General features: G+C 55.4%; 5 protein-coding genes. 1 reads left to right on the top strand and 4 read right to left on the bottom strand.

What is annotated here, in order from left to right; genetic code table 11:
* Window positions 1-43 precede the first annotated feature (43 nt).
* Window positions 44-1,273 (bottom strand): M24 family metallopeptidase, encoded by a 1,230-nt coding sequence (locus AC53GJ_RS09285; protein WP_496732399.1) that lies wholly within the window; start codon window positions 1,271-1,273, stop codon window positions 44-46.
* A gap of 130 nt (window positions 1,274-1,403) precedes the next feature.
* Between AC53GJ_RS09285 and AC53GJ_RS09280 the strand changes: the two genes are divergently transcribed.
* On the top strand, window positions 1,404-2,309 hold the full coding sequence (locus AC53GJ_RS09280; protein ID WP_496732398.1) for a LysR substrate-binding domain-containing protein: 906 nt from the start codon (window positions 1,404-1,406) through the stop codon (window positions 2,307-2,309).
* 8 nt (window positions 2,310-2,317) lie between these two features.
* On the opposite strand, the gene recD is transcribed toward AC53GJ_RS09280, so the two are convergent.
* From recD to recC, 3 genes are read right to left on the bottom strand one after another with little or no spacing between them, the layout of a single operon-like run.
* Window positions 2,318-4,423 (bottom strand): exodeoxyribonuclease V subunit alpha, encoded by a 2,106-nt coding sequence (recD, locus tag AC53GJ_RS09275; protein WP_496732397.1) that lies wholly within the window; start codon window positions 4,421-4,423, stop codon window positions 2,318-2,320.
* Window positions 4,420-8,304 (bottom strand): exodeoxyribonuclease V subunit beta, encoded by a 3,885-nt coding sequence (gene recB, locus AC53GJ_RS09270; protein WP_496732396.1) that lies wholly within the window; start codon window positions 8,302-8,304, stop codon window positions 4,420-4,422. The genes recD and recB overlap by 4 nt, the downstream gene beginning before the upstream one ends.
* Window positions 8,304-11,834, bottom strand: coding sequence for an exodeoxyribonuclease V subunit gamma (gene recC / locus AC53GJ_RS09265; protein ID WP_496732395.1), 3,531 nt, complete (start codon window positions 11,832-11,834; stop codon window positions 8,304-8,306). The genes recB and recC overlap by 1 nt, the downstream gene beginning before the upstream one ends.
* Window positions 11,835-11,840 lie beyond the last annotated feature (6 nt).

Here is an 11,840-nt window from a genome sequence, read left to right as displayed (position 1 = left end):
CAGGCTGCAGTCAGAGTGTCAACAAGAGTGAGCAGGGACAGTGTCAGCCCGCAGCCTGGCCAAGCCCAAAAGGATCATCAATACTGTGAGCCGGTTCGGTAAACCAACGCGGGCCAGTCTCGGTCAGATAAAAATGGTCCTCCAACCGCACGCCAAATTCCCCCGGCAGACAAATCATCGGCTCATTGCTAAAACACATGCCTGGTAGCAATGGCTGTGCATTGCCGCGCACCAGATAAGGCCATTCATGAATATCCAGCCCAATGCCATGGCCAGTCCGATGTGGCAGCCCTGGCAACTCATAATCCGCACTTAAACCACCGCTGGCCAACACAGCACGGGCGGCAGCGTCAACTGCACCACAAGCAACCCCGGGCTGTGCGGCCGCAAAAGCCGCTGCTTGCGCTTGTTTTTCCAGTTGCCAAATGGCGCGCTGGCGCGAATTAGGCTCACCAAACACATAAGTTCTCGTAATGTCAGAAATATAATGATGCAGCTTGCAGCCGGTATCAATCAGCACCGTATCCCCTGGTTGTAACAGCTGCGGTTGCTTCACGCCGTGCGGATACTGGGTGGCCGCACCGAATAGCACAATGACAAAATAGCTGCCGCTGGCACCCACCTTGCGATGCGCCTGGTCAATAAAAGCTTCTACTTCGGTGCTACTGATACCGGCGTATAACATACTGGCGGTGGCCTGATGCACGGCCAGCGTCATCTGCATCGCTCTTTGCATCAACGCCAGTTCAGCGGCAGATTTTTGCTGGCGACAACCAGCGGTCACCACTTTAGCGCTGCAAAACTGTTGTGCAGGTGCCACCTGGCGCAACCCATCGGTGATGAAAAATGCACTGCTTTCATCCAGCCCCACTGACGCCGTTGCCGCAATGCCCTGTTGCCTCAGCACTTGCACCAACAGTGCATAGGGGCTTTCATCTTCCTGCCAGCCATGCACCTGACCCGGTACTTGCCAGTACTGAGCCAGGGTGCCAAGTTCAAACACCGGCGCTAGGTAATGCAGCTCACCACTGGCCAGTAACAAGGCGCCAACCAGCCGTTCGCTGGCATACCAGACAGTGCCGGTAAAATAATGCAAATTGGTGCCAGCATTCAGGTAGACGGCCGCCAGTCCATGCTGTCGCATCAATTGCACAGCGCGCTCAATCCGCTGCTGATATTCCGTAAGTCCAATCGGCGCTGTACCGCCGGTCATATCTGTTAAAGTGGCCAAGGCTGCCACTGCTGTTTTTCCACCTACCCCTATTGTCATCATAAGCTCCTGTTGACATTGATCATGCTGGACTTTGCTTGAGTATCTGCGTTTTTTGCTATGAATTAAAATGATATGATTTCAGCCTAAGATGAATTAAATTAATGCTAAAGACTTTTGCTGGATCTCGTTGATGAGTCAAGCTTTACCCCCACTCAAGGCGATGCAGGCTTTTGAAGCTACGGCCCGACTGCGCAGTTTCAGTAAAGCTGCGAGCGAACTATGTGTCAGCCAAAGTGCCATCAGCCATCAGATTAAAAGTCTGGAAACGGCGCTGGGCCGGACTTTGTTGTTACGACAAAGCAAACCCTTACAACTGACCGAAGCCGGTGCCACTTTGTATTCAGTGCTGGGGGATTGTTTTTTCCGCCTGCATTCAGTTAGTCAGCACCTGCGGCAAAGTAAAACCACGCCACTGCGCATCGTGGCGCAAACCTCGATTGCGGTGGAATGGCTGGCACCCAGGCTGCCATTGTTTCAGCAGGCTCATCCAGAGATAGCGACCTTGCTGCATATGGAGTCCGGCGCCGACAGTCTGCAACCTGAGCAGGCCGATGTGATTATCGGCACCTGGCCAGCGCCAGCCGGTTTTGTCGCCGAACGGTTGCGCACTGAATGGTGGTTTCCGGTCTGTGCGCCGGCTCAATTTCAGCAATTGCCTGCCAACAAACCTGAAGCACTACTGGACTGTGCCTTGTATAGTTCGGAGCAAGGCGAAGACTGGCAGCTTTGGCGCCAGCAGTTGCAGCTGCGGGAACCCGCCGCGTTAGAGATGTACCAGGTCAGCCTGGCACTGCTCGCCACCAAAGCCGTCAGCAGTGGCCGGGGGCTGGCGCTGAGTAACAGTTTTATTGCCGGTGATGCCGTCCGGCAAGGCCAGTTGGTGGCGCTGACGCAATGGCGTTATTTGCTGCCCTGGGGCCAGTATCAGTTGCATTACCGCCCAGACAGTCTGGCCCGTCAGCAAATCCAGTTGTTTAAACAGTGGCTGCTACAACAAGCTGCAGCCTCATTATTACCGGATCTGCCGACAACTTAGTCGCAGCCTTACAGCTGTAACCGCAAACCACCGCTGCGTTCGGTTTTTTGTCGCACCGCCTGACTCAGCACCTGTGGATCGGCACAGAGCAAGCTAAATTGCCGGGCCGCTCTGGTGATGCCGGTATACACCAGCTCACGGGTCAGCAATGCACTGCCCTGCTCGGGCAGCACCAATACTGCATGCTGAAACTCCGAGCCCTGGGATTTATGCACCGTCATCGCATACACAGTCTCAACCTGTGGCAAGCGGCTGGGTAAAATCCAGCGCACCGGCTGACCCGCTTCGGCGGCCGGAAAGACCACCCGCAGCCGGTGTTGCCACTGACCGTCAACGCGTTCATAGCGCGGCAAACAGATGCCCACATCACCATTCATCAGGCCAGTGCCGTAATCATTCTGCACCACCATCACCGGCCGTCCCGGATACCAGCCTTCGGTGCGCGGGATCAACTGCTGGCGCGCCAGCACGGCGGCCACCCGCTGATTCAGTTGTTCGACGCCATATTTGCCCTGCCGCACGGCGCACAGCAGTTGGAACTGACTAAATAGCTGTAATACCAACAACGCCCACTGCTCCAGTTGTTCCGGACTGGCGGTTTCACCGGGGGCAAGCTGCACCTGCTGTAAGTAGGCGGCAAAACCTTGCTGCAAGGGCGCAGCAACAGTGCCATGCAGCAGAAAAAAGGCGAATTCGGCACTGTCCGGACTCAGTGTCAGTAAGCGGATATCCGCTGGCGGTTGCCGTAAAATCGTCAGTACCTGCTGCGCCTCGCCTTGATTGACCGCCAGTGCCAACTGGCCGATGCCACTGTCAGCGGCAAATCGATGACTGGTCCGCAGCATCACCAGCTGTTGCTCCAGGATGGCTGGCGTCTGAGTGCAATAATCCGCCGCCAGTTGCTGACCTGTCAGTTGCTGCAGCCAATCCGCGGTGGCCTGACTATAACCACCCACTTGCGCATCCCGGCACAACTCGGCCATGACAGCACCGGCTTCCACCGACGCCAATTGATCTTTGTCACCCAGTAAAATCAGCCGGGCACTGGCCGGTAACGCGGCCAGCATGGCAGCAAATAACGCCACATCCACCATTGAGGCTTCATCGACCACCAATACATCCAATGGCAGGGGTTCATCGGCATGAAAACGAAAGCTGGCCTGATCAGGTCCGCTGCCGAGCAAGCGGTGTAACGTCTGGGCCTTAGCCGGGATCTGCGCCGCTAACGCTGCACCATCCGGCAAGCCAGGCAATAGCCGGTCTAACGCCTGACTGATTGCTAAACTTAACCGTGCTGCCGCTTTACCGGTCGGGGCCGCCAGCGCTATTGTCAAAGCCCGGCCTTGACTCACCGCCAACTGCTGCAGTAATAACAACAATTTGACCACTGTGGTGGTTTTGCCGGTGCCAGGCCCACCGGTGATCACCGCCATACTGCTGCTGACTGCCATGGCACAAGCCAGCTGTTGCCAGTCCGTTGCGGCCGGGACTGTGGCTGCTGTTGGAAATAACGGCGTTAATAACTGCCGCACTTGCCTGGCACAAAGTTGCTGCCGCAGTTGCGCGGTCCTCGCACTGCTGTGACGAATAAACTGGCTGATCTGCTGCTCATACTGCCAGTAACGATACAGATATAATCTGTTGTGTTGCCAGATAAAAGGACTGAGCTGCGCGGCAGTATCATTGTGATTGTCATTGCCAGCCGGCATTGGCACTGCAATGGGTTGGCCAACCCAGAGGCTGGCCTTTGCTAGCTGAAGTTGCAGGACCGCTAATGATTGCGACTGGACAAATTGTTGCAACTCCTGCAACGGACGACCAAAGCGCAGGCTGCTGGCCAGCATCAATTCAGGCTGCTGCAAAGCCTGCGCCACGTCCAGACACAAGTGTCCTTGGGCGAGCTGACTACTGGCCAGCGCCAGCCATAGCAAAACGTCCTGCATCTCCTGTGGCGCTAATCCAGCTTTACTGCCGGCTTCACTGTCCGCTTGCTGCGCCAGCATCTTCACCAAAGCCAGATCCAGTGGCCGCAGGATCCCTAATTGCTGCCAGCGCTGTGCTTGTATCAGCCAGGTGCTGGCTTCTGACCATCCGCCCTTCATTACCTTATTCATACTGCGCCCCCGTGCGCTGGCGCCGTGCTGCCAGCGCGAAACATCGCATCCAGCGCCAGTACCAGCGGCAGCGGAATATTGATCAGTAACATGCCTTGTAATTCAAAAGTTGGCACAGTGGCCACCTCAGTGCGGGCGCCGCGGACAAACCAATAACAAGCCTGCCCCAAATGTTGTTCCGGCCTATAGCCGGGCAAACGACTTTGTAGCAGCCGGTGTAACGCCAGCGCATAGAGCGCGGCCTGTAAATCATAGCGTTTAGCCAGCATGATGTTCATCAGCTCAGTTTCAGTGTAAGCGGCATCTTCCAAATAATTACTTTTATAATCAGCCACATGATACTGGCCATTGGCGAAAAAGGTTAAGTCAATAAAGCCTTTTAACATGCCATGCACCAGCCGTGGCTGTAGTGCAGGCCTGGCTTGTTGTGGCCACAACCATTGCTGTAATAACTGATCCAGCTCTGCTGTTGCGACGGAATGAGCGGCAAACCAGAACTCCAGTTCTGCCCGATAATCGGTTAAATCTGCCAAGGCTAAAGTCTTACCAACGGTCTTACCAACGGTCTCACCAACGGCGGTCGCTGTACCAGGTGCTGGCCAGCGCACGGTTAACAAAGCCAGCAGCCAGCGCCAGAGCGGTTCTACTGCCACTTCGGCACTGGCAAACAGCTGATCCAGCTCAACATCGCCTTGCAGCAACCGGCGTTGCCACTGCGCGCCGGCAGCCGTGCTGACCGGCCACAGCCAGCGTAATTGTTGACATTGACTGATCAGATAATCCCGCAGCGGTTCAGGTTGCGCCAGCACGGCAGCAAAGCCCTGCTCGGCGGCCCATTGCAGACAATCATGTAATAAAGTACCGGCAGCGGCGCCGCGCAAAAACAGTTGACTGATGGCTTGCGCCGGCTGTGGCGCGGTGTCGGGCAGCAACAGCTGCGTTTTTTGTTCCTGCTGCAGCTCCTGATACAACTCAGCATCTTTACTATCGTTATCCAGTGTGGTGCTGCGCTCATCCAGCGTGGCCAAACCGATACCGACGGACAACTGCGGCGTCTGACCAGCCCCTTCCGCCAAAGCGCTGTAACTCGCCGCCCACCAACGATAACGCTGACGTTTTGGCATCCGCAGATAATCGCCCACCGGCGGCAACTGGCTGACTTGCTCAGCCTGTTGCTGCCCGGCAGGCAGGGCCTGCCAGGTTGTGAGCTGTAACGCCGGGTGCTGTAAGGTATTTAATTGCCGCGCCAGCTCGCCCGGCAACAACTGCCCCTGCTCTGTCAGCAAATAACTGATCGCCGATGCGTCTTTGAGCGCTGCCAGTCCGAGATAACAATAATGTCTGGAACGGGTCAGTGCGACATACAATTTCCGTAAATCCTCACCGAGCCGCTCGGACTCCGCTTTGGCAAAAAGCTGTTCATCCATCTGATAACACAACTGTAATTGCTGAGCATCGTCATGGTAGCGATAAGGTAACACGGCTGGATCTAAGGGTTTGGCGGCGGCAATAAACGGCAAAAATACCAGCGGATATTCCAGCCCTTTTGATTTATGAATGGTCACGACCCTGACCAGGGCTTCGTCACTTTCCAGCCGTAATTTCAGCATCTCAGCATCGAGCTGCTGGGCGCCAGCCAGATGTTCTTTAAAATAACGCAATAACGCCTGCTCACCTTCCAGAGTGCGGCTGACTTGTTGTAATAACTCCGCTAAATGCAATAGATCCGTCAGTTGACGTTCGCCATCCGGTAAGCTGGCAAAACGTTGCACCAGGCCAAAGCTGAGCAACAATTGCCGCACCAGCGGCAGCACGCCGTGCTGTTGCCATAACCGGCTGAAACCATCAAATTCAGTCAGCCAGAATTCAAAAAACCATTCATCCTGTTGCAGTCTGGCCAACTGTAGATAATCCCAGCCGACGCTTTGACAGGCCAGCGCTGAACGTACCTTCAGCTCATGCTGCGGATCCGCGCAGGCTTCCAGCCACAACAGCAGATCGGCGGCAATGGCAGTCTCAAACACAGAACCACGATCCGATAAATAGACCGACCGCACCCCCACTTGCTGCAGCGCACGGCGGATCTGACCGGCTTCCTGCTGATTATTCACCAGCACGGCGATATCCTGCGGCTGCAACGGCTGGAATTGCCCATCCGGCCTGGCAAAGCCGGTCGTTCCGGCTGTGCCCTCCTGCAACAACAACGCGATATGCCCGGCACAGTGCTGCGCCATTTGTGAAAAATAACTGGCTTTACTCAGTGGTTTGGCGCTTTCGTCGAGCAAAATCAGCTCCAGCGCTGGCATAGCCTGGCCCGCCCGTTGTAACTGTTCAGGCCGGCCTTTGGCCTTGACCGCTTCAAAAGCCACCAGGTTTTGCTGTTGGCGAAATAAAAAGGCGCCCTGGCCAGTGCTGCGCTGTTCAGCCTGTAAAAACAACAAATTCACGGTATCAACCATCGCCTGACTGGAGCGGAAATTAGTATCCAGTGAATAATGCCGTGGCGCAGTGGCCAGTTTTGCCTGCAAATAAGTGTAAATGTCGGCGCCACGAAAGGCGTAAATCGCTTGTTTCGGATCGCCGATCAGCAACAGGCCACAATCACTGCGATTGTCTGCCAGCTGATAAATCTGCCGGAAAATGCCATATTGCACCGGATCGGTATCCTGGAACTCATCAATCAGCGCCAGGGGAAATTGTTGCCGGATCCGGGCGGCCAGGCTCGCCCCCCGTTCGGACAACAAGGCCTGCTGCAGCCGGTCGAGCATATCATCAAAGCCGAAGCACCCCAGTTGGCGCTGACTATCGGCAAACCTTTGCTGACACCAGCCTAAGGCATGCTGTCGCAGTGCCTGGGTGCAATCGGGCAACTGCGCAAGGGCCGGGTTCAGAGCCGCCATCGCCGCAAAAGCCGGATGCTGTAATGGCTCCCCTTTGCAAGCATCGGCGATCCCCTCCGGCGTTAATCGACTACTGCCAGCACCAATATTCAGGCTATCCTGCAATGGATCGCTGGCCCAGGCGGCAATAGCGGTCAACCATTTGTCCAGATAATCCGCTCTTAACTTAGTGCCATTGAGTCTTTTCTGCTGCCGGGCTTCTTCAAATAAGGGTCTGAGCTCTGCCACCCACTGTAGCCAGGGGGCTTTTAATCTTGCCAGCTCGGTACTGCGCTGCTGCAACTCGTCAGCGATCAGCGCCGCAGGCGACTCTGTCACCAATTGCGGCTGTTCGCGCCAAATACCGCGCAGATCTGCTTGTAATTGCGCCGGATGACGGAAACTACGCTGCCACCGCAACAATGCCTTGGTATCCAGCGCATAAACAAAGCTGCGCCAGTAATCTTCAGTCACTTCCTGCATTAACGCGCTTTGATCGGTACTCAGCTCATCTTCAAAGCGGCTGCCACTGTCAAAGGCATGCTCGGCCAGCATCCGGTTACACCAGCCATGAATGGTCGAAATCGCCGCTTCGTCCATCCATTGCGCGGCCAGTTCCAGTTGCTGTGCGCACCAGGGCCACTGCTGCAGCGGGTAACTGGCGGCTAGCTGTTGCAACACCGGATCGGCCGGCTGGTTCTGGTCGCGAAAATAACGAGCTGCCGTGGTGAGCCGCTGCCGGATCCGTTCAGTCAGCTCACCGGTTGCGGCCTCAGTAAAAGTCACCACCAGCAACTGCGGCGGTAACAGCGCTGGCTGGCCGCCATGGCCAAGCACTGCCCGCAGATATAAGGCGGCAATGGTATAAGTTTTACCGGTACCAGCGCTTGCTTCAATTAAAGCACTACCGGTCAGCGGCAAATTGAGTAAATCCAGCGCCACTGCGGTTAAACCCTGGCTGGCATTCGTTTCTGACAAGGCGGGTTGCAACAACACAGCCATTATAAGCGCTCCTCAATACCGGCTTGCCTGAGATAATCTCGTAGTCCCTGATAAAAGCCTGTGGCCACCTGATGTAATTCTCCTTGTTGCCACAGCGCATTGAGATCGGCATAAGCACGCGCCAGATAACGGTTGCGACTGAGCACACCTGGCACAAAACTATCGCCATGATAACGTTTCTGCAGTTGGGACCACAGTTGGTCATCGGGCTGCTGACCGAGCGGCAGCTCTGCCTGTAACAGCAACAAAGCGCAGCCTTGTTCCAACGGCACAGGCTGGCATAAACTCTGGGTCAGCCAATAGCTGAGCTGCTGTAATTGCGCTGTGGCCTGGGCCTGGCTCATCGGAGGTAACTGCACACTGGTATCCACCGCCAGCAGATGCAGGTGCAACTGATGGCCACAGGCGCTGGCCAGTAACTGCGTCAGCCAGGGTTTGAATAACAAGCGCCAGTCCAACTGTTTATCTTTATACAAAGCACCGACCAGCCATTGCAGGCTCAGCAAAGAGCCATCGGCCTGGCGTCGCACTTGTTTCAGCCAGTCGGCAAGCTGCTGGCCGTCACTGCTGAACTGGCACCAAATTGGCTCTGCCAGCATAGGTGGCGCTGCGGCTACCCAGCGAGCGAACTGCTGCGCTTGCGGGCTAAATAATTGCTCGAGTTGTTGCTGCAGTAACTGGCCCGCTGCAGCCACAGGTAATAAGCCTTCGGCCTGAATTTGCTGCAACTCCTGCTGCAGGCTTTGTTGCCAATCTTGCTGCCGCTGCAGCGCTGCCTGCAATTTTTGCTGCAACCGTTGCTGCAGTTGCCATCGGGCCAAACCGTCCAGGGCAAAACTTTCGGTCTGCTGTTGCTCTATGCTGCTGATATCCAGATCCACTTTTAACCGCTGGCGGAAAAAGAACCGGACCGGATCTTTCAGCCATTGTGCCAGTCGTTCCAAATCCCAAACCGGTAATTGTTCGGGTAAGGCTAAAGCCGGTGCCGCGCCCTCGGCACTGGCGCTTGCTGCAGCTGTGTATAAAGCACGCCATTCATGCTGATAACTCTGATATTTACTATCGCCTTGCAGATAACGCCGGCTAAAAGGTTGCAGCGGATGATGCACAGTCAGCGCCGCTAACAGCGCCTCCCCTTGCAACAACTGGTCGTCACCGCTGGTACCCGCTACCCTCAATCGCCACACTGCCGCCAGATGATCGCGCAGTTGCCCCACCAACACCGATGGCGCACGTTCACTGTTATCATGCACACTGTGACCAAGCCAGCTGATCCGAAGCCGCTGCCTGGCTGATAACAAAGCTTCCAGAAACAGATACCTGTCATCATCCCGTCTGGAACGATCACCGGGCCGGTATTGCTGCTGCATCAAATCAAAATCCAGTCTGGCCATCTGGCGCGGAAAATCGCCATCATTCATTCCCAGCAGATGAATTTGGGCAAAAGGAATGGCTCGCATCGGCATCAGGGTGGCAAAGTTGACGGCGCCGGCTAAAAATCTTTGTGTCAGCCCCTGGCCGGCAAAAGGTTCTAACCAGCCGTCAGCCACCACCGCCAGCTCCAGCTCGGTATCCAGTCCGGCGTGCTGACACTGCAACAACCAGTCAGCCAGTGCCTGTTGCAACTGGCCGAGCAAACTTTGCTCCTGCTGGCTTTGCGGCAGAAAAAAATCAGCCAGTAATTGTTGTAACCACTGCTGCCAGGCAGCAGGCGTGCGGCGTTCAGCGCTTTGCTGCCAATAGTGAGTCAATGTGTCCAGCAACAGCGCCAGTTGACCGGCCAGCGCAGCCGATAAACCAGCCACTTCTGCACAAGGGGCAATCCCCTGCCAGCTGTGATCCGTGGCCCCCATGGCATAACCTAACAACATCCGTTGCAAGCCATGGAGCCAGCTGTTGTCATGAAAGTCGGCAGGTAAACCGAGACTTTGTCGCTGTGTTGCATCCAGTCCCCAGCGGATCTGCGCCTTTTCAATCCAGAGTTTGAGCAACAGAATATCAGCCGGCTGCAAGGCAAAACGTTGTTGCAAAGCCGGCAGTTGCAGTAAGTCCAGCACAGTACTGACACTAAACCGCTGCTGGCGCAAACTCAGCAGCAATTGTAAGGCTTGCAGCAATGGCTCTTGCTGCAAGGCCGACTGGTCAGCAATGGTAAATGGAATATAACGCGGATCGTCTTTGCTGATCCGGCCAAACACGGCACTGATAGCGGCAGCATAATGCTGAATATCCGGCACCATCACCATGATATCGGCCGGAGTTAAGGCGGCATCGGCAGCAAACTGGGCCAGTAAATCATCATGCAGAATTTCAATTTCCCGCATGGCACTATGTGCGGTGGCAAAACACAGGCTGGCAGCGCTCGTTGTCGTCAGTTCCGGCCAAAGCGCGGCACTTTCCTGCACGGGCCGCAACTGTAAAATATCAGCCTGCAATTGTGCCAGCAGATGCGTCGGTGTTAACTCGGAAAACAAATCAATCCGCTCGCCGGCAAACAACGCCAGATGCTGCCGGGTCTGGTCAAACTCATCAAGCAGACGAATGTAATCGCGGCCTTGTTTACCCCAGGCGGCCAATAAGGGCTGGGCATGATTGGGTAACTGTTCGGCGCTCAGTTCAGCCGGCATACTTTGTTTGCGTAGCTGGCGCTGTTGCTGCGCTTTAAATAACTCTTTATCCGCAATAATATCGGCCCAGTAATGCTGACAAGGGTTGTGCACCGCCAGTAGCACCTGAGTATATGGGGCAATGGCCGCCAGCGCTTCCAACACTTGTTGTGGCAAGCTGGACACACCAAATACGATGACCCGGCGTGGTAAGCCCGCCGGCCTTTGCTGCAGACTAAAACCAGCAGCTGCTTTGAGAAAACTCTGATGTAAATTGGCGCGACTAAACTGCCGCTCAATGGCCGGGACATCCGCCAGAATGGCACGCCATAAGGCTGGTTGCCATAACTGCTCTGCTGGTAAGGCAGTACTTTGACCTTGCGGCTGTAGCAACACATCCTTGCCCTGACCCCAGGCATGCAACCAGTCCGCCCGGTAGACCTGGTACTGGTCAAACAAATCGGCCAGCTTAAACGCCAGTTGTTGTAATTTGCCCTGACTCGTATCGCCTTGCAGATAACTGGCAATCACAGCAAATTCATCCTGCAGCGCCAGTTGCGGTAATAACCTGAATAAGCGCCAGCGCAACTGCGATTTGTCAAAACCAGACTGTTCCGGAATCGCCTGCGCCGGCAGCAACAGCCGGTATAACTGCCAGATAAACCGGCCCGGCATCTGTAAACTTAAGCCACAGGCAATACCGGCACCGCCCAAAGTGACATCAGCCGGATCCGGATCTGCCGCTAACGCCAGTTTCAGCCATTGCGCAATACCGTTACTTTGCACCAGCACAGTTTCGCTTTCCAATACTGCCAGTGGATAGGCTTTGGTCCATTGCACCACTAAAGCGCGTAATTGTTCCGGTAAATTGGCATGCACTACTAAAAAGCCAGGCACTAATGGCTCAGCAGAGGATATAAACACAAGATG

It is taken from the genome of Rheinheimera sp. B2H12, assembly GCF_059620065.1.
The sequence above is the reverse complement of the archived record's forward strand: the minus strand, read 5'-3'. Positions and strand labels throughout refer to the sequence as shown.

Excerpts from the sequence above, each read along its gene's own strand:
- recB (WP_496732396.1), bottom strand. The coding sequence starts at position 8,304 with ATGGCTGTGTTGTTGCAACCCGCCTTGTCAGAAACGAATGCCAGCCAG.
- AC53GJ_RS09285 (WP_496732399.1), bottom strand. The coding sequence starts at position 1,273 with ATGATGACAATAGGGGTAGGTGGAAAAACAGCAGTGGCAGCCTTGGCC.
- AC53GJ_RS09280 (WP_496732398.1), top strand. The coding sequence starts at position 1,404 with ATGAGTCAAGCTTTACCCCCACTCAAGGCGATGCAGGCTTTTGAAGCT.
- recD (WP_496732397.1), bottom strand. The coding sequence starts at position 4,423 with ATGAATAAGGTAATGAAGGGCGGATGGTCAGAAGCCAGCACCTGGCTG.